Origin of the sequence: Actinosynnema sp. NPDC023794, from assembly GCF_040639675.1 — a bacterium.
Lineage (GTDB): Bacteria > Actinomycetota > Actinomycetes > Mycobacteriales > Pseudonocardiaceae > Actinosynnema > Actinosynnema luteola.
Genome location: NZ_JBFAFR010000003.1, coordinates 334,603 through 360,536, shown reverse-complemented (window position 1 = coordinate 360,536; position 25,934 = coordinate 334,603). Strand labels below are relative to the sequence as shown.

Here is a 25,934-nt window from a genome sequence, read left to right as displayed (position 1 = left end):
GGGGGCACCCGGTTAGGCTCCTGGACTGGTGGTCGTACCCGCTACTACCGGGTACGACCCGCCTCGTCAGCACACCGGGAAGGGATCCGAGCAGCCGTGGGTCGCGCACTCCAGAAGTCACCAGCGCCGCGCCGCCTGGCCGTCGTGGCCGCCCTGGCGACCGGCCTCGGCTTGGCCGCCGCAGGTTGCAGCGCAGGTCAGGTCACGCAGACGGACACCCAGGTGGCCGTCGTCAACGGGGCCAACGGGCAGGTAGGAGCCATCGCCGTCCGTGACGCGCAGTTCCTGTTCCCGGCCGCGCACGGGGCCTATGAGGAGGGCGACGACGCGCCGATCACGGTCGTGATCGTCAACAACGGCACCGGTGTGGACAAGCTGCTGGGCGTGACCAGCGAGTTCTCCGCGCCGGCCGAGATCGCCGGCGACACGCGGCTGGAGCCGGGGTCGGCCATCCTCGCCGAGGCCGACCAGGACGACGCGGGCAGCCACGCCACGACGACGACCAAGTCGGCGTCCTCGTCCGCGCCGTCGGACTCGCACGAGCCTTCCGACTCGCACGCGACGACCACCACGACCACGACCACGCCGTCCGGCACGGGCTCGGTGACGACCACGACGGGCACGCCGACGTCGGGCAGCGGCACCTCCGTGTCGAGCCCGCCGACGACGGGCACGAAGCTGCCGTCGTCCGCGGACCCGACGGAGCCGGGTGTGGTGAAGATCGTGCTGAAGGGCCTGGCGAAGCCGCTGCGGCCGGGCGAGACGATCCGGGTCACGTTCCTGTTCGAGCAGGCGGGCGAAGTGACCCTGGAGCTGCCGATCGGCGCCACCACCGAACCGCGCGTGGACGCTCCTTCGGAGCACTGAGCCGCACGACACGCAGCAAGCCGCAAGTCGTAAGTCGCGCAGGGTCCTGCCCAGGGTTGGGTGGGGCCCTGTGGTGTTTGTGGGGGTGTTCGGTTTGCGCGGTTCACCCGGTGGGGTGACACGGGCCCCGGACCCACGACGAGACCGGCGCATGGCCGCGAAACCCCGTCATCCTGCTGATCTGCCCGTCCGGCGAGGACGTGCTTTTGAGCTTTTGCTTCGACCCTCGCGGGTGTGAGGCGGACGTGGCCGGGTCGGACGTGGCCGGCGGTGCTGTCGGGGGTGGCGGATAGCCTCCGCGTGTGGCGAAGACAGCACGGGTGGCCAAGCCGACGTACCGGTGCGCCGAGTGCGGGCACGAGGTGGCCAAGTGGGTCGGGCGGTGTCCGGAGTGCCAGGCCTGGGGCACGGTGGAGGAGCGGGGAATTGCTGCGGCTCCCCGGTTCCTCGCGGGCGCGCCGAGCAGTGAGGCCCGGCCCATCGCGCAGGTCGACATCGAGTCCGCGCGGGCTGTCTCGACCGGCGTCCTGGAGCTGGACCGGGTCCTCGGCGGCGGCCTCGTGCCGGGGGCCGTGGTGCTGCTGGCGGGTGAGCCGGGTGTCGGCAAGTCGACGCTGCTGCTGGAGGTCGCGCACCAGTGGGCGCTGTCGGTCGGCCGCTGCCTCTACGTCACCGGCGAGGAGTCGGCGGGCCAGGTGCGGTTGCGGGCGGACCGGACCGGCAACCTGCACGACGAGATCTACCTGGCCGCCGAGAGCGACATCTCCGCCGTCCTCGGCCAGGTGGACGCCGTCAAGCCGAGCATGCTCATCGTGGACTCCGTCCAGACCATGTCCTCGCCCGCGGTGGACGGCGCGCCCGGTGGGGTCAGCCAGGTCCGCGCCGTCACGGGCGGCCTGATCGCGGTGGCCAAGGAGCGCGGGCTGCCCGTCGTGCTGGTCGGCCACGTGACCAAGGACGGCTCGGTCGCCGGGCCGCGCGTGCTGGAGCACCTGGTGGACGTGGTGCTGCAGTTCGAGGGCGACCGGCACTCGACGTTGCGGCTGCTCAGGGGCGTGAAGAACCGGTTCGGGCCGGCCGACGAGGTCGGCTGCTTCGAGCTGCGCGACGACGGCATCGCGGGTGTGCCCGACCCGTCCGGCCTGTTCCTGCACCGCCGCGACCAAGCCGTCTCCGGCACCGCCGTCACGGTCGTCGTGGAGGGCAAGCGGCCCATGCTGGGCGAGGTGCAGGCGCTGGTCACGCCGACCGCGCTGCCCGCGCCCCGGCGCGCGGTGAGCGGCCTCGACTCGGCCCGCCTCGCGATGGTCCTGGCGGTGCTGGAGAAGCGCGGCCGGGTGGGGCTGGGCAACAAGGACGTGTTCACCGCCACCGTCGGCGGCATGCGGCTCGTCGAGCCGGCGGTGGACCTCGCGGTGGCCCTGGCGGTCGCCTCGGCGGCCACCGACCTGCCCCTGCCGCACGACCTCGTCGTGGTCGGCGAGGTCGGCCTGTCGGGTGAGCTGCGCCGCGTCAACGGCGTCGGCCGCCGCCTCACCGAGGCCGCCCGGCTCGGCTTCACCAAGGCCCTCGTGCCACCGGACGCGGGCCCCCTGCCGCAGGGCACGCGCGCGCTCGTCGCCAACGACCTGCACGAAGCCCTGAACCTGCTCAACCTCCGGAAATAGCGGAACGGCGCCCCCTTCCGCGCGGGGGCGCCGTCCTCACCACGAGCACCTACTTCGTGGCCGCCAGCAGCTGGGCGCAGCGGATCAGGCCCAGGTGGCTGTACGCCTGCGGGTGGTTGCCCAGGGAACGCTCCGCGATCGGGTCGTACTCCTCGGGCAGCAGGCCGGTGGGTCCGGCCGCGTCGACCATCTGCGCGAACAGCTCCTCGGCCTCCGTGCGCCGCCCGGTGAGCAGGTAGGACTCGATCATCCACGCCGCGCACAGGTGGAAGCCGCCCTCGTCGCCGGGCAGGCCGTCGTCACGCCGGTACCGGTACACCGTGGAACCGGACCGGAGCTCGGCCTCGATCGCGGTCACGGTGGCCTGGAACCGGTCGTCGGTCGGGTCGATCAACCCCGACAGCCCGACGTGCAGCGACGCCGCGTCCAGGTCGTCGCCGTCGTAGGCGGTGGTGAACGACTGCGCTTCCTCGCTCCACCCGTGCTTGAGCACGTCGTTGGAGATGGTGTCGCGCAGCACCGGCCACGACGGGTCGACCTCGCGCCCGTACCGCTCGGCCAGCATCACCGCCCGGTCCAACGTCACCCAGCACATGACCTTGGAGTACACGTGGTGGCGCGGCGCGTGCCGCTCCTCCCAGATGCCGTGGTCGGGCTCGTGCCAGCGGCGGGCGACCGCCTCGGCCATCGCCTGCACCATCAGCCAGTCCTTGTCGGTCAACGAGCCGCGCGCGGCGGCCAGCTGCACGACCAGGTCCACCACGGGACCGAACACGTCCAGCTGCACCTGCTGGTTGGCGAGGTTGCCGACGCGCACCGGCCGCGACCCGGCGTACCCGGGCAGCGTGTCGATGACGGCCTCCGCGCCGAGCATGGTGCCCTGCAACGTGTACAGCGGGTGCAGCCGCTCCGGGCCGGGCAGGGTCGACAGCACCCCGTGCACCCACCCCAGGAACGCCTCCGCCTCGCCGAGCGACCCGACCGACACCAGGGCCTGCGCGGTCAGCGCCGCGTCACGCAGCCAGCAGTACCGGTAGTCCCAGTTGCGGATGCCGCCCAGCTCCTCGGGCAGCGAGGTGGTGGCGGCGGCCATGATCGCGCCGGTGTCGTGGTGCACCAGGCCCTTCAACGTCAACGCCGACCGCAGCACCAGGTCGGACTCGACCTGGGGCAGCTTGAGCGTCGCCGCCCAGTCCGACCAGAACGCACCCGCCCGCGCCCGCCGCTCCGGCTCGCCGAGCGTGGCCTCGGACAGGTCGTCCGTGCCGCAGCGCAGCTCCAGCAGGATCGGCGCGCCCTCGCGCGGACGCACGACGGCCGTCGCGGTCTCCTGGATGCCGTCGGAGCTGATCTGCCAGTCGACGCCGGGCGAGCGCAGCACCATCGGGTCCGAGGTGCCGACGACCCGCAGGCCGTCGCGCTCGCGCAGCAGCCGCACCGGCACCTGGCCGAACTCCGGCCGCGGCGCGAACGTGATCACCGCGTTGGTCGAGCCGGAGACGCGCCGCACCAGGTCGGTGCGGTGCGAGGCCAGGTCGTGGTCGAGGTAGTCGGTGACGAGCAGCCGCGACCAGCGGGTCTCCACGATCATCGTGCCCGGCACGTACCGCTGGCCCAGGGGCAGCGAGCCGTGCTCGGGCTTGATCGAGAAGTGGCCCGCGGCCGGCCCGCCGAGCAGGTCGGCGAACACCGCCGCCGAGTCCGGCTCCGGGTGGCACAGCCAGTTCAGCCGCGCGTCGGGGGTCAGCAGCGCGACGGACCGCTCGTTGGCGAGCATGGTCAGCCGCTCGATCGGCACGGCCTGGTCGCCGTGGAGCCACGCCCGCCGTTCCTCCAGCAGGAACGCCAGCACGGTGGCCACGTCGACGCTGTCGCCGACGTAGTACTCGGCCAGCGACTCGCCGTCGCCGACCTTGATGCCGACGTCGGGCCCGCTCAGCCGGGCAAACGCTTTCTCGTCGGTCACGTCGTCACCGACGAACACGGCCGCGGTCGCCGACGCGCGGTGCCGCAGGACGTCCAGGGCGTGGCCCTTGTCCGTCTGCACCACGGCCAGCTCGATCACGGCCTTGCCCTCGGTGACCTGCACACCGTCCCAGGTGGCCGGGCCGGTGCGCACGGCGTGGAGAACCCGCTCCCCCACGGCGGGGTCGGCACGGCGGACGTGCACCGCGATGCTCGCGGGCTTCACTTCCAGGCCGACGCCTTCGTGGCCGGCGACGACCCCTTCCAACTCGGATTCCAGGCGGCGGTGCAGTTGTTTCGCGTCAGCGTCCAGCGCGTGCACGAAACCGACGTCGAACTCGGAACCGTGCGAACCCACCAGGTGCACCTCGGACGGCAGGCGCGACAGCGTCGCCAGGTCGCGCAGGGCGCGCCCGGAGATCACCGCGGCCGTCGTCTCGTGCAGACCGGCCAGCGAGCGCAACGCGCCCACCGACTCGGGCAGCGGGCGGGCGTCCTCTGGGTTGGCCACGATCGGAGCCAATGTCCCGTCGTAGTCGCAGGCGACCAGCAGGCGCGGTGTGCGTGCCAACTGCACGATCGCACGACGAAGTTCGGCGGGGAGGGCCTCGGCGGTCAACGCCCCTCCTCAATGCTCGGTGGGACAAGGTCGGTAATAGTCGGTCTGAACTGATTCAGATTCAGATCGTGGACTGCGTGCCCAAGGCATCAAGGAACGATCGAGCCCAGCGGTCGACGTCATGCGTGAGGACTTGGCGGCGCAACGCGCGCATCCTACGGCGGCCTTCGGCCGGATCCAGCGTGAGGGCGGCTTCCAACGCGTTCTTCACGCCGTCCAGGTCGTGGGGGTTGACGAGGAAGGCGCTGGTGAGTTCGGCCGCCGCGCCGGCGAACTCGGAGAGCACCAGCGCGCCGCCGAGGTCGTAGCGCGTGGCGACGTACTCCTTGCAGACCAGGTTCATCCCGTCACGCACCGGAGTCACGACCATGACGTCGGCGGCGGTCATGAACGCGGTCAGCTCACGTCGGTTGACCGATTGGTGCAGGTAGTGGACGACGGGGTGGCCCACGGTCGAGAACTCGCCGTTGATCCGGCCGACGGCTTGCTCGATCTCGCCCCGCATCTGCTTGTAGTGCTCGACGCGCTCGCGGCTGGGCGTGGCGAGCTGCACCATGGTCACCTCGCCGGGGTCGACGCGGCCGTCGGCGAGGAGTTCGTGCAACGCGCGCAGCCGCACGTCGATGCCCTTGGTGTAGTCGAGGCGGTCCACACCGAGCAGGATCTTCTTCGGATTCCCGAGGTCCTCGCGAATTTGTTTCGCGTGTTTTTGGACTTCTTTGTCGCGGGCGAGCGCGTCGAGGCCCGCCGAGTCGATCGAGATCGGAAATGCCCCGACCCGCACGGTGCGGTCTCCGACCTGCACGACACCGGGCCTGGTGCGCACGCCGACCGCGCCGCGGCTCGGTTCCAGGCCGACCAGGCGGCGGGCCAGCCACAGGAAGTTCTGCGCGCCGCCGGGCCGGTGGAAGCCGACCAGGTCCGCGCCGAGCAGGCCGCGGATGATCTCGGTGCGCCACGGCAGCTGCATGAACAGCTCCACCGGCGGGAACGGGATGTGCAGGAAGAAGCCGATGCGCAGGTCCGGTCGCAGCTCGCGCAGCATCGCCGGCACCAGCTGCAGCTGGTAGTCCTGCACCCAGACCGTCGCGCCCTGGGCGGCGACCTTCGCGGTCACGTCGGCGAACCGCTGGTTGACCCGCACGTAGGCGTTCCACCAGCGCCGGTGGAAGGCGGGCGGCGCGACCACGTCGTGGTAGAGCGGCCACAGCGTGCCGTTGGAGAAGCCCTCGTAGTAGTCGGCGACCTCGGTGGCGCTCAGCGCCACGGGGTGCAGCTGGAGGCCGTCCTCCTCGAACGCGTCCACTTCGGCGTCCGCGATGCCGGGCCAGCCGACCCAGGCCCCGCTGTGCGTGCGCAGGAACGGCTCCAGGGCGGTGACCAGGCCGCCGGGGCTGTGCTTCCAGCGTTGCGTGCCGTCGGGCAGGCGCTCCAGGTCAACCGGTAGGCGGTTGGCCACGACCAGGAAATCCGCGCCGTTCTCGCCAATGCTGCTCACCGGGTAGCGCCTCCTAAGGGATTCGTCTCGCCCACCGTCGAGGTTAGTGGGAACGCGCAGGTTGGATGCCCTGTCGTCACCCCCGTCACACTGTGTTGACTTGACGAAAGTCCGTCAGGTGGGCGATCTCACGTGGAAAGGCTGTGTTCAGGCGCTCAACGACGGGAACGGGCGGCCAGCCGGCCGAGGCCCGTGCGCACGGGCCGACCCAGATGTTCACCCAGGACGACGCCGCTCGCGAGCGCGAGGGCCGTGCCGGCGGCCAGCACGAGCGTCGACAGGCCGGCCGCGTCACCCTCTGCGGTGAGCTGGTAGAGGCCGCGGTAGGTGGTCCAGCCGGGCAGCAGCGGCACCATGCCCGCCACCGCGACGAGCAGCGGTGGCGTCCCCAGGCGACGGGAGATGATCTTGCCGATGAAGCCGACCGCGGTGGCCGCGACGACAGCGGAGGTGATCGCGTTCGTGCCGGTGAGGACGAGCAGGCCGTAACCGGCCGTGCCCACCGCGCCCGCGACGGCGGCCATCGGCAGCGCCCGGATCGGCGCGTAGCTGGCCAGGGCGAAGAAGGCGGAGGTGGCCGCGCCCGCCGCGAACTGCGCCGGCACCTCGGAGATCAGCGGCGGCAGCGGGTCGGCGATGCTCGTCCGGACTCCGAACTGCACGCCGGCGCGCAGGGTCAGCGTGATGCCCGCGACGAGGCCCGCGGTGAGCAGCGTGATCTCGACCATGCGGCCGGCGGCGGTGACGTGGTAGCCGGTGATGGCGTCCTGCACGGTGCCGACCAGCGACAGCCCGGACAGCAGCACCACGATCCCGGTGGCGATCACCAACGACGGCCGCACGGTCGGCAGCAGGTCCGTCGCGTACATCGCCACCGCCACCGAGGTGGCCAGGGCGCCGCCGACCACCTGCTGGAAGAAGAACGGCAGCCCGCGCCGGTTGAGGATCCGGCCGACCCGGTCGATCAACGCCGTGACGACGGCCGCCGTCGCCGCCGGCACCGGCCCGCCGCCCACCAGGAACGCCACCGCGGCGGCCATGCCCGCCCACGCCACCGTGGCCACCCAACGGGGGTACGGGTGATCGGCCCGGCTGATCCGCTCGATCTCGGCGGACGCGTCCGGCGCCGTGATGCCGCTGGAGGTGATCCGCCGGATCAGGTCCTCGACGGCGGCGAGCCGGGTGTAGTCGACGCTGCGCCCGCGCACCACGCGCATGGTCGTCACGGGCGCGGCTTCCGTGCCCCGGTGGCACGAGACGGTGATCGAGGTGTAGATCACGTCGACCTCGGTGTTCGGCAGGCCGTACGCGGTGGTGACCGCGAGGATGGTGGCCGTCACGTCGGCCACGCCCGCCCCGCCGGCCATCTGCGCCTCGCCGACCCGCAGCGCCAGGTCGAGTACCAGGTGGACGGTCGAGTCGTCCGGAAGGGACGGACCTTCGACGGGTCGTGCCTGCTCCGCGTGCTGGAACCGCCGGCGCCACAGCCGCACCCGGCGTCACCTCCCTCACTCGCCCGACCGCCACGCCCGACCGTGTCACATTCGAGGCTGTGTCCTGCGCCACCCCTGGACGGGGTACCTGGACCAGGTGAGTCGATCACTGTGCGCTTATTGCTGTTGATACCGCTGGCCAGCGGTTTTGCGGGTCGCCAGGGCCACCCGGACGGTACCCGCGACCTCCGGTCGGACCAACGCGGGGCCACCGTGAGCAGACCGTTCGCCGCAGGTGGCACCCCCTGCGGGCGCTTACGATGTTCCAGGCCTCCGGGCCACGCCGGTGTAGCTCAACTGGCAGAGCACTCGCCTTGTAAGCGAAAGGTTGCGGGTTCAAGTCCCGCCACCGGCTCCACAGCGACTGCCCCCTGACCGGAAAGACCTGGTCAGGGGGCAGTTTCATGATCATAGCGGGTCCGGGTCGTGGTCCGGCCCGCGGCTGGACCGCACGGCTGGAGCACGGCCGCGGCCCGTGCCGGCACGGGCCGCGACCACGTGCGCGGGTTACCCGCGGTCGGTGATGACCTGGTAGGCCACGCCGCCGTGGTCCTCGCCCTCGACGAACTGGACGAGGTTCGTCAGGTACTCGCCCGGCGCCTCGGGGGTGAAGGTGAGCTCCGCGGTGAACCGCTCACCGGGCTGCAGCGGCACGCCGAACAGCGCCGCCTTCCTCGGGTCGAGCTGGAACGCGGTCTCGCCGACCTGCTTCACGCCCTCGGCCTGGCCGCCGCCGGCGCGCCAGCGCTCGAACAGGCGCGGGCCGAGGTCGATCACCACGGCGCCCGCCACCGGCTTCTCACCGGTCAGCACGAGGTCGGTCTTGACCTCCCGCTCGGTCGCGTTGCCCAGGGTGAACCAGGACTTCACCGGCTGGAGCACCTTGCCCCGCACGGTCTGGAAGTTCTTCCACGCGATGTTGTTGTTGTTCCTGGTGTTCTGCGCCGTGTTGGAACCCTCGGCGAACGTCATCGGGTCCGTCGCCGACACCCAGCGCGCGAGGATGCAGAAGTGCCCCGGTCCCGGGACGTTCGTCCACGGGATCTTCGCCACGGTCCCGCCCGCGGGCACGGACAGGGCCTGCTGGCCGATGGCGATCCAGTCGCCGTTGGTGACGTTGTTCCACGTCGTGCCGCCGCCGGCGGGCGTGCGGTAGACCTTGAGCGTGCCGGTGCTCGTGCCGAGGCCGGAGTTGTTGTTCAGCTTCACGTGGAGGTAGTTGGTCGCGCCGACGACCGGCTGGATGCCCGCGCAGTCCGCGGTGGTCGGGCAGACCTTGATGTCCGGGCTGTTCCACACCGTGCCGTTCGGGTTCGGCTCGGCGCCCGTGTCGGTCACCTGGTCGCGGATGACCACGTCGGTCTGCCGGCAGTCCGACAGGAGCTTGCGGATCGCGTCCGCCGTGCCCACGCCCGTGGCCGTCGTCTGCGTGAACACGCCACCGGTCGTGGAGGCGTAGTTCTGCATGATCGGCGTGATCACCGGGGTGTAGGCGGCCGACGTCGGCACGTACACCGGCGAGATCTTGATGCCCTTGCCGAGGGCGTCGTTCGCCCGCTGCGCGGCGTTGGCGACGTCCACGGCCGCGTGCACGTTGTCGAACCCGCCGGGGCGGGCGTCGGTCACCAGCACGACGAACTTCATCGCGTTCGACCGCCACGTGCCGCCGAAGTCGACGTTCTGCGGGCGGCCGGCCGCGGGCAGGTTGTTCACGACCGTGTTGAGCGCCTCGTCGGACGCCTCGGGCTCGCTGCCGCCCGCGCTCGCGGCGAGGGTGTTGGTGACGTAGTTGGTCACCGCCGCCGCGTTGCCGGGCGCGAGGGTGTTGTGGACGGTGATGTTGTCCTTGAACGTGACCAGGCCGAGCCGGTAGTCGCCGCCGGACGCCGTGACGACGTCGTTCACGATGGCGTTGATGCCGGTCTTCAGGTTGGCGATGGCCCCGCCCATGCTGCCGGTGTCGTCGAGGACGAACGCGACGTCGAGGGGGCCGCACGGCGCTGCCGCGGCGGGGGCGGCCACGGCCGGTGAGGTGAACTGGACTGCGGAGGCGATCAGGGCGGCGACGACTGGCAACGTGCCGCGTCTGAGTGAGCGACGCATGGGATCTCTTTCCGCTCGCGCGTCCGGACGCGGGGGTCCGGGAGCTCGGACACCGATGTCCGGGCACATGAGGCGGATGGTCGGGGGATCGGCGGAATACGGGCCGAGCAGAGCAACTTCGTCCGGTTCTCCGGCCGGCAAACGGAAGCCGCGCGTGCCACCGTGGGGAGGTGGTCCACCTTCCAGCCCTTCGCGGTACGACCGGATGACCTACCGGCGGTGCGGGCGCGCGTTGCCCGCCGTCGACTCGGGCACCGACGGTGGGCGGAGTCGTCGAACGCCGGTCAGCGGGGCAGGGTCACCGTGAAGACGGTGGCGCCCGGTCGGCTGGTCAGCTCCACCGTGCCGCCGTGCGCGGCGACCAGGGAGTGCACCACCGCCAGCCCCAGGCCGCTGCCGCCGCGATCACGCGTGCGCGAGTCGTCCACCCGGTAGAACCGGTCGAAGATGCGGGACTGGTCGGCCGGTGGGATGCCGGGGCCGGTGTCACCGACCCGGAGCACGGCCGATCCGCCCCGCACCTCGACGGAGACCGAGACGGTCGTGCCGGCGGGGGTGTGCACGGCGGCGTTGGTGAGCAGGTTGTCCACCACCTGCCGCAGCCGCAGCGGGTCGAACGCCGACCGCACCGGCTCGTCCGGCACGGTCAGCGTCAGCGGGTGGGTCGGCCGGGCCACGCGGAACGCGTCCGCCGCCTCCCTCGCCAACGCCGCCAGGTCGCCGTCGGCCACCCGCAACGGCGTCTCCACCTCCGCCGAGTCCAGCCGGGCGAGCAACAGCAGGTCGTCCAGCAGCACGCTCATCCGCGCCGCCTCCGACCGCAGCTTCTCCAGGTGCGCCTCGCGTTCCTCCGGCGCGTTCGCCGCCGCGTACCGGAACAGGTCGGCGTAACCCCGGATCGACGTCAACGGCGTGCGCAGCTCGTGCGACGCGTCCGCGATGAACCGCCGCAACCGCTGCTCGGCGGCGGTGCGCGCGGCCAGCGACGTGTCGATGTGCTCCAGCATCGTGTTGAACGCCGTGCGCAGCTCCTCGACCTCCGCGCCGCCGTCGCCGCCCTCCGCGCGCACCGGCAGCCGGGCCGAGTCGGTCAGGTCGTGCGACGTGATGTCGTGCGCGGTCCGCGCCATGTCGCTCAACGGCTGCAGCCCGCGCCGCAGCACCGCCCGCCCGATCACCACGAACGCGACCAGCGCGAGCAGGAACGTGGCCACCTCCACGATCACCAGCTGCCGCACGGTCGTGGTGATGTCGTTCATCGGCGCCGCGCTGACCAGCACCACGCCGTCGGACACCGCGCACCCGCGCAGCCGGTACGTGCCGTCGCCGTGCAGGTACTCCGTCCGGTACACGGGATCGCGCCCGTCGACCAGCAGCGCGACCTCGGTGAGCTCGGCGTTGTCGGCGGGCAGGTCGTCGCGGTTCTTCGGCGTGGCCGTGCCGTCGCGCACGTCGTAGACGACCGAGTACCAGCCGTAGGCCGCGCCCTTGAGCGTGCCGTTCTTGGCGAAGTCCTTCTTCAGCGAGACCTGGGTCGTCTCCATCTGCGCGTCGAGCCGGCGTTCCAGGTACTCCTGCATGCTCTGCGCCATCACCGTGCCGACGACGGCGAACACCGCCAGCGCGAGCGCGCCGAGGCCCAGCGCCAGGCGCGTGCCCAGGCGCAGGCGCCGACGCGTCACTCCGCGGCTCGCCGCAGCACGTAACCCACGCCGCGCACGGTGTGGATCAGCGGCTCGCCGCCGTCGTCCAGCTTGCGCCGCAGGTGCGAGACGACCAGCTCGACCACGTTGGACCGGCCGCCGAAGTCGTACTCCCACACGTGGTCGAGGATCTGCGCCTTGGTCAGCACGGCGGGGGAGCGGCGCATCAGGTAGCGCAGCAGCTCGTACTCGGTGGGCGTGAGCGTGATCAGCTTCCCGCCCCGGCGCACCTCTCGGGTGTCCTCGTCCATGGCCAGGTCGGACACCTTGAGCACGGACCGCTTCCAGGTCGGCCCGGTCGAGCGCCGCAGCACGGCACGCAGCCGTGCCATCAGCTCCTCCACGGAGAACGGCTTGACCAGGTAGTCGTCCCCGCCGCGGGTCAGGCCCGCGACCCGGTCGGCCGTGCCGTCGCGGGCGGTCAGGAACACGACCGGCACCATCGCGCCCGCCGAGCGGAGGCGGTCCAGCACGGTGAAGCCGTCGAGGTCGGGCAGCATCAGGTCGAGCACCACGATGTCGGGGTGGAAGTCGGCGGCGGTCCGCAACGCGGCCTCACCGCTGCCGGCGGTGACCGCCTGCCACCCCTCGTACCGCGCCACCGTCGCCACGAGGTCCGCGATGTGCGGCTCGTCGTCCACCACGAGCAGTCGAACCGAAGCGCCCTTGTCCACGTGCTCATGGTGCGGCACCGGTCCCGCGGCGGCCCGGGCGTGGTCGCATCGACAGCGACTCGACAGGTTCGCGACAGGTCGGCGGTCGTCCACAGGGCTGGTGGGGTGGTTCACAAGGTTAAGGAGGTGGGCCGGCTGTGATGACTCACACGCTCTCTGCTACGGTTCCGCCACGGGTTTTCCCGCTCCACGGCCAGGTCAGCCGGGTTCCGCGCTCGGGGCGTGTCCCTGCGCAGACCGCGTGGAGAGCCGGCCTCGGTCGCACGCTTTCGGGAACGTGCGTGCCGAGGCCGGCTTCACCCGTCTTCGGGGCCGTACCGGGCGAAGTCGAAGTCCTGGCCGGTGACCGAGCGACCCAGGTCGGAGCCCAGTCGGGTCAGCAGGTCCACCAGTTCCAGGCCCGCGAGCCAGTCGCGCGGCAACGCCGACGTGCCGTGCAGGGCGCCGAGGATGTTGCCCGTGAGCGCCGCCGTGGCGTCGCTGCCGCCCGAGTGGTTGGCCGCCGCGCGCAGGGCGTCCACGAACTGCGACCGCTTCGGGTACACCAGGACCGTGTGCACGGCGATCGCCAGCGCCTCCGGGCCCGTCCAGCCGCTGCCCAGGCGGTCGACCCGGACCGACTCGAAGCCCTGCGCCCTGTGCTCGTCGGCGAAGACGACGGCCCGGTTGAGGGTGTTCGCCGTGTACGGGTCGTCCCGCAGCACCCGGCCGATGACCTGGTCCACGGCCTCCCGCATCGGCCGCCCGCGCACCGCCAGCAGGTGGATGAGCAGCGAGAACGCCCCACCGGACACCCAGCCGCCGGTGCCGCCGTGCGTCAGCGCGGCGAACCGGCAGCCCAGGTCGTAGGCGATCTCGGCGCTGGGGGCGAACCCCGCCGGCGCGGTGCGGGTGACGCCGTTGCAGCCGGACGACTCGTTGTGCGGTTCCTCGGGCGTCGGCGGCGTGTCGGCGGCCAGGGCGCGCAGGCACGTCAAGCCCGGCGAACGGCTCGAGTACAGCCGCTCGTCGCCGACGAGGCCGACGGCGCCGGGCTCGGGAGCGGCCACCTGCTGGGTGATCAACCAGCGGCGGTAGCTCTGCCAGACGACCTCGATCGGGTCCCACTCGCCCGTGGTCCGGCCGCGCACCCACGCGCGCAGGTAGCCGTCGGCGGTGAACAGGGTGAGCTGGGTGTCGTCGGTGACCAACGCGGGGCGCGGCGGCGCCAGCACACCTTCCGGGCCGTGGTCCCGTTGGATGTCCGCCCACCCGAGGTACTGGATGGGTGCGCCGAGGGCATCGCCCAGCGCGCCGCCCACCAGGCACGCCGCGCCACGGTCGACCACGTCCAACGGCTCGCGCGGCACTTGCCCTCCTGCACTCGCCCAGAACTCGGCCGGGACGTCCGGGGCCAAAACCCTAGCCGTCGTCCGCCCGTCCGGTCATGGGAGCACGACTAGTTGAGCAAGCAACATCTACCCACAGGTATCCAACGGCACCTCCGACGCACCTGATCCAGTGACCGAGCCGTAGCGCACGAGGCGGGGGAGGGGCATGGCTGACCGGAGCAAGAGCGGGCTGGAGTTCGGCGTCCTCGGACCGTTGCAGGTGCTCGCGGACGGCCGGCAGCTCGTCATCGGCCGCAAGGGGATGCGCGGCCTGCTCGCGATGCTGGTGCTCGACGCCAACCGGGTCGTCCCGATCGACGAGATCGTGGACAGCCTCTGGGCCGACGAGCCGCCCGCGACGGCCAGGACGATCGTGCACGGCTACGTGTCGCGGCTGCGCAGGATGCTGGAGCAGGCCGACCCGGCGGGCTCGGCGCGGATCCTCACCACCCCGCCCGGCTACCAGCTCTCGGTCGACCCGTGGCGCCTGGACTTCCACCGGGCCCGGCAGCTCGTGTCGAGCGCACGCGGCAAGCCCGCGCCGATCCGGGCGCAACTCCTGCGCGAGTCGCTCGGCCTGTGGCGCGGCCAGGTGCTGGCGGACGTGCCGGGCGACCCGGTCACCTCCGACCTGGAGGAGCTTCGGCTTGCCGCAGTGGAAGAGCGCATCGAGGCCGAGCTGGAACTGGGCCGCCACCTCGAACTCGTCGGCGAGCTGCGGCAGCTGGTGAACGAGTACCCGTTCCGGGAACGGCTGGTCGGCCACATGATGCGCGCCCTGTACCGGTCGGGTCAGCGCGCCGACGCGTTGGAGGCCTACCAGCGCTTCCACCGGCGCGTCGTGGACGAGCTCGGCATCGACCCCGGCCCCGGCCTGCGCGTGCTGCACGAGCAGGTGCTCCGCGACGACCCGGCGCTCAGCTCGCCCGGCCTGGCGGAGCCCGCCCTCGTGCCACCGCGTCCCGGCGTCGTCGTGCCGGCCCAGTTGCCCGCCGCGGCCAGCGGCTTCATCGGTCGTGACGAGGAACTGGCCTGGTTGGACCGCCTGTGCGACTCGCGCGACCTGGCCGCCACGACCATCGCCGTGGTCAACGGGGCGGCCGGCATCGGCAAGAGCGAGCTCGCCGTCACCTGGGGCCACCGCCGGGCCGAGCAGTTCCCCGACGGCCTCCTCTTCGCCTCCCTGAACGGCTTCGCCCCCGGCCGAGACCCGGTCGAACCGGCCGAGGTCCTGGCCCGCTTCCTGCTCGCCCTGGGCGTGCCCGCCGACGGCGTCCCCCGGGACCTGGACGACCGCGTGGGCCTGTACCGCTCGGTGCTGGCCAAGCGGCGCGTGCTGGTCGTCCTGGACGACGCCTGGGACCCCGAGCACGTCCGCCTGCTCCTGCCTCCCGGCGCCGGGTCGGTCGTCCTCGTGACCAGTCGCAGGCGCCTGGAGTCCCTGGTCGTCAGCAACGGCGCCCGGATGCTCACGCTGGACACGTTGTCCGACGAGGAGTCCATCCGCCTGGTCGACGAGGTCGTCGGCAAGCCGCTGTCCGACCAGGAACCGGCGGCCACCCGCATGCTGGTCGAGCTCTGCGGCAACCTGCCCCTCGCCCTCCGGATCGCCGCCGCCAAGCTCGTCTTCAGTCCGGAGTGGACGGTCGAAGACCTGGTCGCGCAGCTCTCCGACGACGAGGCACGGCTCCGCACCCTGGACCTGGCCGACACCGGCGTCGGCGTGGAACGGGCCCTGGCGGTGTCGTACCGCAACCTCCCGCCGGAACTGGCGGAGACCTTCCGCGCCGCCGGCCTCGTGCCCGGCCGCTGGGTGAGCCCGCACGCCATCTCCGCCGTCTGCGACATCGACCTGGGCACCGCCGCCGCCCGCTTGGCGGACCTCGCCGACGCGCACCTCCTCGTGGAGCAGTGGCGCGGCGGCTTCGTCCTGCACGACCTGGTCCGCCTCTACGCCCGGGGCGTCGTCGAACACCGGGAACGCGGCCTGCGTCGCCTGATGGACCACTACCTGTGCGCCAGCGACCACGCCCGACGCCTGATCAGACCGGCGTCGGACGGCCTCGACTTCACCGGCGACTCCGCCGCGCCGAGACCCGCGACCCCGTCACAGGCCCTGTCGTGGTTCGACAAGGAGTGGTCCAACCTCATCGCCCTCGTGCACGCGGGCTCGGAGGCCGGCCTGCACGTGGAGGTCTGGCAGCTCGTCCGCCTCGTCCACACCTACTGCGTGACCAGGCTCGTCAGCCGCGAGTGGCAGGGCATCGCCGAGTTCGGCCTCGCCTCGGCCAGGGTGATCGGCGACCGCCGCGGCGAGATGCTCGTGCTGAACGCCATGCACGACGTCAACAACCGCGCCGGAACCCTGCGCGGCACCCTGGAACAAGCCCGACTGGCCCACCGGATAGCCGCGGACCTGGCCGAGCCCCGCTACCTGGTCATGACCCTCGACCAGCTGGCACTGGCCCTGGTCGCCGAGGACCGGGTGGAAGAAGCCCTGGGGCACTACCGCGAAGCCGTCGACCTGGCCCGCCGGGACGGCGACGCGCTCGGCGAAGCCACCGTGCTGAACAACCTGGCCCAAGTGGAGCAACGGCTCGGTCAACGTGAAACGGCGGCCCAACACCAATTCCTGGCAATGGAGATCTACCACCGCAACGGAGACGAGCGGGCGTACGCGGTCGCGATGAACAACCTGGCCGAGCTCTACGCCGAACTGGGCCTGTTACCGGAGGCCGAGGAACACGCGCGGCAAGGGGTGGAACTGACGCGTGGGGGCTCGATGCAGTTCGAGGAGGCGTTCGGCCGGCAAGTGCTCGGATCGGTGCTCGCGAGACGGGGAGAACGCGTTGCGGCACAAGCGGAGCTCGCGGAATCGCTTCGGTTGTTCGTACGCCTGGGCTCCCCGCGCGCGATGTTGGTCCGAACGGCTCTTGAAGCCTTGACCTCCGAGGTTTAGCCGCTGTTTAGCTCGACCTGGCGAAGTCGTGGGAACTTGTAGGCGCGCTGATCAACGAGTCGCGGTCAGCGCCGGGTGGTTCTTGGTAGGGGGAACCAGGGGGGAAGCCACCCAACCCCGACTGGCCGGCGTTCGGGGGAGAGCGCCGGCCAGTCGGCTCTGTTCAATTGCCGCTGCTCCGCAGACGGCGGCGAAGTCGCCCGACTGGGTCTGATGTGCCGCTCCGCGGCGGGCAGACCGTTCGCGGCTCATTTCCGACGATCGAAAAAGCGTGATCGCCGGAAATGAGCCGCGAACGATCGACGCGACCTCGCGGCCACAGCGCAGCCGCACCACGACGGATCCGAAACCGTCCCGCAGAGGCCCGATTCGACATGGGTTCGGCCTGCCTGGAGTGCCCGTGAGGGCCCATGTCACAACGAGCCGGACGTGACCAGCCCCGGCCGCACCAGATCATCACCACCACACCACCGAGCCGCAAACCAGCCCGCAACCGAGCGACGCCGGGCGTCAGTCGCAAACCGGCAGCAACTCCGGCCGCTTCGGCGCCAACCCGTCACCCATCGACTCACCCCGCAGCTGCCGCCCGATCCACGGCACCACGTGCTCCCGCGCCCACTTCAGGTCGTGCCGCCGCTGCGTCATCCAGTCCTCGTCGACCAACGGCGGCCAGGGCGTGTTCCACGCCTCGTCCGTCTCGAACCCGAGCACCTCGGCCACCCGCAAGGCCACCCGCCGGTGCCCCTCGGGCGACAGGTGCAGCCGGTCGTTGCTCCACGCGCGCCGGTCGTGCAGCACGGTCATCGACCACAGGTCGACCACCTTGCAGTGGTAGCGCTCGGCCACCGACCACAGGTGGCTGTTGTAGATCGCGATCTTCCCGCGCAACGACCGCAGGAACGGCGTGTGCTTCGGGTCGAACCCGGTGAAGATGACCACCTCCGCGCCGGCCGCCCGCAGGTCGGCCACCGCGATCTCGTACACCTCGGCCAACGCGTCCGCGTCGCTCCCGGGCACCAGGATGTCGTTGCCGCCACCGCACAGCGTCACCAGCTTCGGCTTCAACGCCGCCGCCAGCGGGATCTGCTCGTCCACGATCTCCTGGAGCATCTTGCCCCGGATCGCGAGGTTGGCGTACCGGAAACCCACCTGCCTGGCCGAGATCATCGCGGCCAGCCGGTCGGCCCACCCCACGTACGTCCCGTTCGGCGCCGGGTCGTCCATCCCCTCGGTGAAGCTGTCCCCCACCGCGACGAAACTGTCGAGTCCCTCCATGCGTCCCTCCACTCCGCGCGGCACCCCCAATGACCGCGCAGAACAGCATGCAACGCCAAGTCGGCCCCACGCCAGCACCGGTTGGCAACGCCGTTACCAAGGTGTCACTCGCTGGTGTGAACCAGTGTCGGCAATGGGTGATTCCGACCGGAATGCGACCGGAGTGCGGCGCAAATCACTGGCCCCAACCCCGCCGCCTACCGACCCCGTCCACCCACCCCGTCGCCCACCCGACCCCGCCTACCCACCCGGCACCTACCCGACCGGCACCTCCGACCGGTACGCCGCGCGCAACCGCGCCTCCGCCCCCGGCGACGCGCCCACCGCGTACAACCCCAGCAACGCCGCCCCCACCACCGGCGGCACGTCCACCACCCGCACCCGGGCCGCCGGCGCGACCGCGCCCAACCGCGCCGCCACCGCGTCGACCACCACACCACCCGTCCCGGTCAGCACCCCGCCGCCGAGCACCACGTCCACCGGCTCCGCCAGCAGCTCCAGCCGCGACAACGACACCCGCGCCAGCACCACGACCTCCTCCACCAGCCGGTCGACCACCGACCGGGCCACCGCGTCACCACCCGCCGCCACCTCGAACAACACCGGGCACAAGGCGTGCGGGTCGAATGCCACCTCCTCGAAGTGCAGCCGCTGCACCGCCTCGGCCACCGTCGCCGTCCCGTAGTGCGCGATCACCGCGTCCAGCAACGCCGTGGGCTCACCCCGCCCGTCCTCCGCCCGCACCGCCAGCCACAACGCCTCCGACCCGAGGTGACCGCCGCCGCCCCAGTCGCCCGAGATCCGCCCCAACGCGGGGAACCGGTGCGTCCGCCCGTCCGGCGCGACCGCCACGCAGTTGATGCCCGCCCCGCACACCACGGCCACGCCGATCCCGTCGGCCGTACCGGCCCTGAGCAGCGCGAACGTGTCGTTGCCGACCACCGACGTCGCGGACCACCCCTGCGCTTCGACCGCCGCGCGCAGGTCGTCCTCCTCCTTGGGCAGGTCCGCGCCGGCCAGATAGGCAGCCGTGTGGGTGGCGACCGGCCCACCGCCCGCCAACCCCGCCCGCCGCGCCGCCTCGCGCACCAGCCCGTCGAACACCTCCAGGCTCCGCGCCAACCCCACGTTCTGCGGCGACGCGCCGGGTCCGCGCACGTCGGCGAGCACCCGCCCGTCGACGTCGACCAGCGCCACGGCCGTCTTGCTGTTCCCGCCGTCGATGGCGAGCACCCGGTCGGTCACGCCGATCCCTTCGCCCACGGCAGGAAGTCCGCGTTGCGCGCCACGAGCTCGTCGGCCAACCGCTCCGCCAACGCGTGCTGCCCGACCAGCGGGTGCGCGAGCAGCGCGTCCGCCACCCGGTCACGCCCACCGCGCACCGCCGCGTCCAACGCCAGGTGCTCGTAGCTCGTCACGTGCGCGATCAACCCGGCCACCGACGGCGGCACGGGCGGCACGGGCAGCGGCGTCGCACCGCTGCCGTCGACCACCGCGGGCACCTCGACCACCGCGTCCTCCGGCAGGAACGGCAGCGTGCCGCCGTTGCGGACGTTCACCACGTGCTGCTCCGCGCCCGTGCCGCCGGTCAACGCGTGCACCAGCTGAACGGCCGCCTCCGAGTAGTACGCGCCCCCGCGCTGCGAGAGCTGCGCCGGCTTCGCCACCACCGCCACGTCCCCGTACAAGTCCAGCAACTCCTTCTCCACCCGCGCCACCACCTCGGCGCGCGGCGGCTCGGTCTGCTGCTTCCGCACCACCTCGTCGTGGTCGTAGAAGTACTTCAGGTAGTACGACGGCACCATCCCCAACCGCCGCATGAGCGTCCCGGGCAGCCCGATGTGCTCGCCCAACGCGTCGGCGTGCCGCGCCAGCAGCTCCGGCAGCCGGTCGACGCCGTCGACGAACACCCCCGTCTCCCAGCTCAGGTGGTTGAGCCCGACGTGCTCCAGTCGCACCGACTCCGGCTCGACCCCCAGCAACGCCGCCGTCCACCGCTGGAACGTGATCGCGACGTTGCACAGCCCGACCGCCCGGTGCCCTTCGGCCAGCAACGCCCGCGTCACGATCCCCACCGGGTTGGTGAAGTTCACGATCCACGCGTCCCCCGCCACCTCCCGCACCCGCCGCGCGATGTCCAGCACCACCGGCACGGTCCGCAGCGCCTTGGCCAACCCGCCGGCCCCGGTCGTCTCCTGCCCGACGCGGTCGCACACCAGCGGGAACGTCTCGTCCGACGCCCGTGCCGCCTGCCCGCCCACCCTGAGCTGCAACAACACCGCCGACGCCCCGTCAACGCCCCGCTCCAGGTCGCCGGTCGTCGTCACCCGCGCCGGGTGGCCCGCGTGCTCCAGCAACCGCCGCGAGAACGCACCGACCACCTCCAGCCGCGCCAGGTCCGGGTCCACGAGCACGATCTCGTCCACTTCGAGGCTGGTCCGCCTCCCCGCGATCCCGTCGACCAGTTCCGGCGTGTAGGTCGACCCGCCACCGACAACGGTGAGCTTCACCCCTTGACCCCCGTGAATGTGATGCCCTTGACGAACGAGCGCTGCGCGAACGCGAACAGCACCACCGCCGGGGCCATGATCAGCAACGTGACGGCCATCGCCAGGTTCCACTGCACGTGGTGCATGCCCTTGAACGTCGACAGCGCCAGCGACAGCGTCCACCGGTCCGGCTTCTCGCTCGTGTAGAGCAGCGGTCCGAAGTAGTCGTTCCAGGTGTAGAGGAAGCAGAACAACGCGGTCGCCGCGATGCCCGGCCGCGCCATCGGCACGACGATCCGCGCCAACGCCTGGAACTCCGTGCACCCGTCCACCCGTGCGGCGTCCACATAGGACTGCGGGATCGTCAGGATGAACTGGCGCAGCAGGAAGATGCTGAAGGCGTCGAACAGGAAGTAGGGCGCGATCAGCGGCCAGAGCGTGCCCGTCAACCCGAGGCTGGACCACGTGTCGTACAGCGGCACCGCCACGACCTGCGGTGGCAGCATCATCGCGCCCACCACCAGCAGGAACACCACGTTCCGCCCACGCCACCGCAACTTCGCCAACGCGTAAGCGGCCGGGATGGAGGAGACCAGCATCCCGACCGTGGCCAGGGTCGAGTACAGCATGCTGTTGCCCAGGTACTTCAGCAACGGCGCCTGCTCGAACACCTCCAGGAAGTTGCCCCAGTGCCACTCGCGGGGCCACAAGTCCTTGGTGAACGCCTGGCCGTCCGACATGACCGCCGTCAGGAAGACGAAGACGATGGGCAACGTGAACATCAACCCCAGGGCGAGCCCCAGGCTGTGCACCGCCACCCAGTCCAACGCCTTCCGCCACGCGACCGGCCTCCGGACGTCGACGGCCGCCGTCATGACTCCTCCTGGTACGACGCCTTGCGCATCCGCTGCACCAACAACGCCGTCGCCGCGAACGAGATCACGAACAACACCGTCGCCATCGCCGCCGCGTAGCCCATGTCGAAGTACCTGAACCCCTGCGTGTACAGCCACACCGGGAACGTCAACGTCGAGTTCTCCGGGAACCCGAGCACCTTCGTCGACCCCGTCACGTCCGCCGACCCGCTCGCCGCCGAGCCCGCCACCACCGCCTGCGTGAACAGCTGCAACGCCAGGATGATCGAGTTCACCACCCCGAACAGCAGCACCGGCGAGATCGTCGGCAGCGTGATGTGCCACCACCGCCGCACCGGCCCCGCGCCGTCCAGCTCGGCGGCCTCGTACTGCTCCCGCGGCACGTCGAGGATCGCCGCCAGGATGATGATCATCAGGTCCCCGGACACCCACAGCACGACCGCCGCGATCCCGGGCTTGGCCCACACCGGATCGGCGAACCACAGCGGTCCCTCGATCCCGAACCACCCCAGGAACGAATCCAGGGGCCCTTCATTGGGCCGCATGACCAGGAAGAAGACCAACGTCGCCGCGACCGGCGGCGCCAACGAGGGCAGGTAGCACAGGGTGCGCACCAGCCCCACGCCGGACTTCAGCCGTGCGATCACCGACGCCACGCCCAGCGCGAACACCACGCGTGCGACGGTCAGCACCACCACGAACCACACCGTGTTGTGCACGGCGGTGCGGAACAGCTTGTCGGAGAACATGTAGGCGTAGTTCTCCCAGCCGATCCACTCCGGCGGGTTGATCAGGTCGTACCTGGTGAACGAGAACCCGATCGTGGCGATCAGGGGGTAGCCGAAGAACAGGGCGAACCCGAGGATCGCGGGCGCCATGAACGCCAGCACGGTCAAGCGGTGACGGGCGCGGGCCCGGGACCGCCCCTTCGCCGGGGCGGTCCGCGCCACGTCCACGCGCTCCAGCGTGGCCGTCATCCCTACTTGCCGCTCTTCGCGATCCGGTCGTCGATCTGCTGGTCGACTTCCCTCAGCCCGGCCATCAGGTCGGGCACCGCGCCCGCCTGCCACGACGTGGCGAAGTCGCCGATCGCCTTGATGTGCGCGTCACCGATGGGCGTCACCGGGTTGCCCTGGAGCTTGCCCGAGGTCGCCAGGTCGATGAACGTCTTGAAGTTCTCGTCCACTTCCAGCCGCGGGTCGGCCAGCGCGGCCTTCGTGCTCGGGATGTTCTTGATCCCGTTGGCGAGGTCGACGATCGTGTCGGTGTCGAACGACAGGTGCTTGATCAGCTCCCACGCCGCGCCGGGGTTCTTCGAGCCCTTCGGGATGCCCATGATGGTGCCCGCGGTGAAGCCGGTGCCGTACAACCCGGGATCGCTCGTGGGGAACGGCGCGGTGCCGAACCGCACGTCCGGGGCCTGGTCCTGGAGGAACGCCGTGCGGTACTCGCCGTCGACCATCATGGCGATCTTGCGCTGGTGGAACGCGTGGTCGGTCGAGTACTGCTGGCCGAGCCCGGCGCGGAACCGCTCCAGGGCGTCGTAGCCGTAGAAGTCCACCAGCTCCTTCTGGAACTGGAGCATCCGCGCCCACTCCGGCGACGCCAGGCCCGACGTGCCGTCCGCCTTCTCCCACTTCGCGCCGAAGTGCGGCGCCCAGATCTGCGGGTTGTTGGCGTAGTACGGCATGCTCGGCAGGAAGCCCGCGACCTCGATCGAGCCGTCCGCCGCCCTCTTCGTCGTCCGCTTGGCGAAGTCCAGCAGCTCCGCGGTCGTCTTCGGCGGCCCGGTGATGCCCGCCTCGGCGAGCATGTCCTTGTTGTAGTACAGCCCGTACACGTCGCTGAGCATCGGCATCGCGCAGCGGCTGCCCTTGTACTCGGTGTACGAGCGCACGGCGTCCGTGATCTGGCCGAGGTCGACGCCGTCGCGCGCGATGTAGGGCTTGAGGTCGGCGAACGAGCCGCTGGAGCAGAACTGGCCGATGTTGTCGGTGGTGAACGACAGGGCCACGTCCGGCGGGTTGCCGCCGCGGATGCCCGCGGTGATCTTGTCGTCGTCCTGGCTGCCCTCGTGCTTGATCTCGGCGTTCGGGAACTTCTCCTTGAAGCTCTCCAGGGCCTTGGTGACCTCGGCCTGCTCGCGGCCGGAGTAGTTGCTCCAGACGGTCAGGGAGAACTTGTCGTCCTTGCCGGGCGCCGCCGCCGGTCCCGACTGGTCGGCCTGCTCGCCGGAGCCCGCCGCACAAGCGGTCAGGGACACCGCCGCGGCCACGCACAGCAACGTCGCGCGGTGGAGCTTGCGCATGTGCTCTCCTTCATGTCGACGTGCTCGGTGCGGTCGCGTCCTGCTGGTTCGGACCGCGGAAGGGTTCGGTCGTGGCGGCGGGCAGACCGAACACCTGTTCCCTGACGACCGACAGCGCGGAGTGCAGTGCGCCGGAACGCACCGGTTTCCCGGTCACCAGGGCGAGTTCGACGGGGGTGCGGGGCACCACCAGGCGGCGCAGCTCGGCGGCGACGAGGTCGGCGAGCGTCGTGCCGCCCGCCTGCGCGATCTCGCCGGACAGCAGCACCAGTTCGGGGTCGAGCACGGCGATCACGTTCGCCACGCCGGTCGCGACGCGGCGGGCCAGGTCGACCAGGAACTCCCGGCCGGCCGGTCCCTCGCTCAACGCCTTCTCCACGGCCTCCTGACCGGTGCGCGCGGACACGCCGTGCGCGCGGGCCAGGCGGGCGATGCCGGGGCTGTCGAGCAGGTCGCCGTAACGGCTGCCGGTGCGCTCGGTGCCCGTGTCGGCGTGCGCGTGGTCCGGGACCTGCATCGCGTCGATCTCGCCCGCGCCGCCGGTCGCGCCGCGCAGCAGCACGCCGTTGACGACGACGGCCGCACCCACCGCGTCGGCGGGCCAGAGCAGGACGAAGTTCCGCACGCCGACGGCGCGGCCGGCGATCATCTCCTCCAGCGCGACGAGGTTGACGTCGTTCTCGACGGTGACGGAGGTGTCGAGGAGGGCTTCGAGCTCCTCGGGGATGTTCTTGTGCTCCCAGCCCGGCATGTGCGGCGCGTAGTTGAGGCGACCGGTGGCCGGGTCGACCGCGCCGGGGCTGCCCACGACCACGTGGTGCAGGGCGTCGGTGGTGAGGCCGGCCTGGGTCGCGGCCTTCGTGACCGCGCTGTGGAACGCCTCCAGCACGTCGGTCTTCGGCATGGGCGCGCGGTGTTCGGTGAGCGTGGCGCCGGAGATGTCGGCGATGGCGATGTCGATCGCGCCCGGGGTGAGGTCGACGGCGGCGACGTGGGCCAGCGCGCCGTTGACCGTCCAGAGCTGCGCCCGCGGGCCGCGTCCGCCGCCGCGCAGGCCGTCGCGCAGGACCGTGCCCTCGTCTTCGAGGCGCGTGAGGAGCTGCGCGGTGGCCGGTTTGGACAGGCCGATGATCCCTTCCAGCTCCGCCCTGGTCAGCGGGCCGTTGCGGAGCAGCGCCTCTATGGCGGCGCGGTCGTTGATCTCGCGCAGCAGCCTCGGGCTCCCGGCTCGCATCGGGTCTCCTGTCCGTGACGGTCCTGTCTGGTAACTTTCCAGACGATTTCGGGGAGACGCTAGTGACGGGGCTTGCGGGGGTCAATGCTCCGAGACGGGTCCGTTACCGGGGTTAGGCTCGCCTAAGGCACTCTGGAGGTATGACCGACACGCGTCAGGAGTCGCTGGCCGCACTGCTGGGCGGGCGGGGCGGTGCGCTGGACGCCTCGCTGCCGCCGTTGGCGTTCGTCGTGGGGTGGCTGCTGGGCGGGAGCTCGATCGCCGCCGGCGCTCTGGCGGCGGTCGTGTGCGGCGTGGTCGTCGGCTTGGTCCGGGTTGTCCGGGGAGGCCGCCCGCGTGCGCTCCTGGTGTCCGTTGCCTTGGTGGTCCTGGCCGCCTACATCGCCCTGCAAACGGGCCGGGCCGAGGACTTCTTCCTCGTGCAGATCTTCCTCAACGCCGCGTCGGCCCTGGTCTGGTCGGCGTCGATCGTCCTGCGCCGGCCCCTGCTCGGCGTGGTGGTGGGCCTGATCACGGGCCAGAAGTTCCGCTGGCGGCAGGACCCCGACCTGCTCCGCGCGTACCGCTACGCGTCCTGGCCGTGGGTGGGCCAGTACATCCTCCGCGTGCTCGTCTTCGGCGCCCTCTGGCTGGCCGGCGAGGTCGTCCTGCTGGGCATCATGCGTGCCGCCCTGACCTGGCCGCTGCAGGTGGCGTGCATCGCCGTGAGCTGGTGGGTCCTCCGCCGAACCCTCCCCGCCGACCACCCGGGCCTCCGCCACCCCCGCACCCCGACCCCTTGACCCCCGCGAGAGTCCTACGTTCGCGGCGCGCGAGTCCTACGCCCAGGACACCT

The 25,934-nt window shown here is 71.5% G+C and carries 18 protein-coding genes and 1 tRNA gene; 5 read left to right on the top strand and 14 right to left on the bottom strand.

Annotation, left to right across the window (positions count from 1 at the left end; translation table 11 throughout):
* The first annotated feature begins 96 nt into the window (after window positions 1-96).
* Complete coding sequence (locus AB0H12_RS10245; RefSeq protein WP_499622298.1) at window positions 97-867, top strand: copper chaperone PCu(A)C domain-containing protein; 771 nt, start codon at window positions 97-99, stop codon at window positions 865-867.
* A gap of 302 nt (window positions 868-1,169) precedes the next feature.
* On the top strand, window positions 1,170-2,534 hold the full coding sequence (gene radA, locus AB0H12_RS10240) for a DNA repair protein RadA (RefSeq protein WP_499622297.1): 1,365 nt from the start codon (window positions 1,170-1,172) through the stop codon (window positions 2,532-2,534).
* Window positions 2,535-2,583: 49 nt separating this feature from the next.
* Here radA and otsB read toward each other — a convergent pair whose 3' ends face one another.
* From otsB to AB0H12_RS10225, 3 genes are all read right to left on the bottom strand, one after another.
* Window positions 2,584-5,118: a trehalose-phosphatase gene (gene otsB, locus AB0H12_RS10235; protein ID WP_499622296.1), complete on the bottom strand. Its 2,535-nt coding sequence runs from the start codon at window positions 5,116-5,118 to the stop codon at window positions 2,584-2,586.
* 61 nt (window positions 5,119-5,179) lie between these two features.
* Window positions 5,180-6,616, bottom strand: a complete 1,437-nt coding sequence (locus tag AB0H12_RS10230) for an alpha,alpha-trehalose-phosphate synthase (UDP-forming) (RefSeq protein ID WP_230573188.1) — start codon at window positions 6,614-6,616, stop codon at window positions 5,180-5,182.
* Window positions 6,617-6,771: 155 nt separating this feature from the next.
* On the bottom strand, window positions 6,772-8,109 hold the full coding sequence (locus AB0H12_RS10225; protein ID WP_499622294.1) for a threonine/serine exporter family protein: 1,338 nt from the start codon (window positions 8,107-8,109) through the stop codon (window positions 6,772-6,774).
* Window positions 8,110-8,391: 282 nt separating this feature from the next.
* Here AB0H12_RS10225 and AB0H12_RS10220 point away from each other — a divergent pair.
* Window positions 8,392-8,467 (top strand) — tRNA-Thr (locus AB0H12_RS10220).
* 149 nt (window positions 8,468-8,616) lie between these two features.
* Here AB0H12_RS10220 and AB0H12_RS10215 read toward each other — a convergent pair.
* The 4 genes from AB0H12_RS10215 to AB0H12_RS10200 form a co-directional block, all read right to left on the bottom strand.
* Complete coding sequence (locus AB0H12_RS10215) at window positions 8,617-10,212, bottom strand: vWA domain-containing protein (RefSeq protein WP_499622293.1); 1,596 nt, start codon at window positions 10,210-10,212, stop codon at window positions 8,617-8,619.
* A gap of 284 nt (window positions 10,213-10,496) precedes the next feature.
* Complete coding sequence (locus AB0H12_RS10210) at window positions 10,497-11,894, bottom strand: sensor histidine kinase (protein WP_499622291.1); 1,398 nt, start codon at window positions 11,892-11,894, stop codon at window positions 10,497-10,499.
* The gene (locus AB0H12_RS10205) at window positions 11,891-12,589 is read right to left on the bottom strand and encodes a response regulator transcription factor (protein WP_230573183.1); all 699 of its coding nucleotides are present in this window, start codon (window positions 12,587-12,589) and stop codon (window positions 11,891-11,893) included. Before AB0H12_RS10205 ends, AB0H12_RS10210 begins: the two co-directional genes overlap by 4 nt.
* A gap of 296 nt (window positions 12,590-12,885) precedes the next feature.
* Window positions 12,886-13,938 (bottom strand): ADP-ribosylglycohydrolase family protein, encoded by a 1,053-nt coding sequence (locus AB0H12_RS10200; protein WP_499622290.1) that lies wholly within the window; start codon window positions 13,936-13,938, stop codon window positions 12,886-12,888.
* 187 nt (window positions 13,939-14,125) lie between these two features.
* Between AB0H12_RS10200 and AB0H12_RS10195 the strand changes: the two genes are divergently transcribed.
* Complete coding sequence (locus AB0H12_RS10195) at window positions 14,126-16,918, top strand: AfsR/SARP family transcriptional regulator (protein ID WP_499622289.1); 2,793 nt, start codon at window positions 14,126-14,128, stop codon at window positions 16,916-16,918.
* 510 nt (window positions 16,919-17,428) lie between these two features.
* Here AB0H12_RS10195 and AB0H12_RS10190 read toward each other — a convergent pair.
* The 7 genes from AB0H12_RS10190 to AB0H12_RS10160 all read right to left on the bottom strand — a co-directional run bounded on the left by AB0H12_RS10190 (window position 17,429) and on the right by AB0H12_RS10160 (window position 25,099).
* Complete coding sequence (locus AB0H12_RS10190) at window positions 17,429-18,193, bottom strand: SGNH/GDSL hydrolase family protein (RefSeq protein ID WP_499622288.1); 765 nt, start codon at window positions 18,191-18,193, stop codon at window positions 17,429-17,431.
* 255 nt (window positions 18,194-18,448) lie between these two features.
* A complete protein-coding gene (locus AB0H12_RS10185) occupies window positions 18,449-19,456 on the bottom strand; it encodes an N-acetylglucosamine kinase (RefSeq protein ID WP_499622287.1) in 1,008 nt (335 codons plus the stop codon).
* Complete coding sequence (locus AB0H12_RS10180) at window positions 19,435-20,703, bottom strand: 6-phospho-beta-glucosidase (RefSeq protein ID WP_499622285.1); 1,269 nt, start codon at window positions 20,701-20,703, stop codon at window positions 19,435-19,437. The genes AB0H12_RS10185 and AB0H12_RS10180 overlap by 22 nt, the downstream gene beginning before the upstream one ends.
* Window positions 20,700-21,557, bottom strand: coding sequence for a carbohydrate ABC transporter permease (locus tag AB0H12_RS10175; RefSeq protein ID WP_499622284.1), 858 nt, complete (start codon window positions 21,555-21,557; stop codon window positions 20,700-20,702). The genes AB0H12_RS10180 and AB0H12_RS10175 overlap by 4 nt, the downstream gene beginning before the upstream one ends.
* Window positions 21,554-22,534, bottom strand: coding sequence for a carbohydrate ABC transporter permease (locus AB0H12_RS10170; RefSeq protein ID WP_499622283.1), 981 nt, complete (start codon window positions 22,532-22,534; stop codon window positions 21,554-21,556). Before AB0H12_RS10170 ends, AB0H12_RS10175 begins: the two co-directional genes overlap by 4 nt.
* A gap of 2 nt (window positions 22,535-22,536) precedes the next feature.
* Entirely contained in the window at window positions 22,537-23,865 is a 1,329-nt protein-coding gene (locus AB0H12_RS10165) for an ABC transporter substrate-binding protein (protein ID WP_499622281.1), read from the bottom strand.
* 10 nt (window positions 23,866-23,875) lie between these two features.
* Window positions 23,876-25,099, bottom strand: coding sequence for an ROK family transcriptional regulator (locus AB0H12_RS10160; protein ID WP_499622279.1), 1,224 nt, complete (start codon window positions 25,097-25,099; stop codon window positions 23,876-23,878).
* A gap of 140 nt (window positions 25,100-25,239) precedes the next feature.
* Between AB0H12_RS10160 and AB0H12_RS10155 the strand changes: the two genes are divergently transcribed.
* The gene (locus AB0H12_RS10155; RefSeq protein WP_499622278.1) at window positions 25,240-25,881 is read left to right on the top strand and encodes a DUF3159 domain-containing protein; all 642 of its coding nucleotides are present in this window, start codon (window positions 25,240-25,242) and stop codon (window positions 25,879-25,881) included.
* The last annotated feature ends 53 nt before the right edge of the window (window positions 25,882-25,934 follow it).

What these genes read in the sequence shown, in the direction of transcription:
- AB0H12_RS10215 (WP_499622293.1), bottom strand. Translation starts at nt 10,212, where the DNA reads ATGCGTCGCTCACTCAGACGCGGCACGTTGCCAGTCGTCGCCGCCCTG.
- AB0H12_RS10195 (WP_499622289.1), top strand. Translation starts at nt 14,126, where the DNA reads ATGGCTGACCGGAGCAAGAGCGGGCTGGAGTTCGGCGTCCTCGGACCG.
- AB0H12_RS10190 (WP_499622288.1), bottom strand. Translation starts at nt 18,193, where the DNA reads ATGGAGGGACTCGACAGTTTCGTCGCGGTGGGGGACAGCTTCACCGAG.
- AB0H12_RS10175 (WP_499622284.1), bottom strand. Translation starts at nt 21,557, where the DNA reads ATGACGGCGGCCGTCGACGTCCGGAGGCCGGTCGCGTGGCGGAAGGCG.
- AB0H12_RS10170 (WP_499622283.1), bottom strand. Translation starts at nt 22,534, where the DNA reads ATGACGGCCACGCTGGAGCGCGTGGACGTGGCGCGGACCGCCCCGGCG.
- AB0H12_RS10165 (WP_499622281.1), bottom strand. Translation starts at nt 23,865, where the DNA reads ATGCGCAAGCTCCACCGCGCGACGTTGCTGTGCGTGGCCGCGGCGGTG.
- AB0H12_RS10160 (WP_499622279.1), bottom strand. Translation starts at nt 25,099, where the DNA reads ATGCGAGCCGGGAGCCCGAGGCTGCTGCGCGAGATCAACGACCGCGCC.
- AB0H12_RS10155 (WP_499622278.1), top strand. Translation starts at nt 25,240, where the DNA reads ATGACCGACACGCGTCAGGAGTCGCTGGCCGCACTGCTGGGCGGGCGG.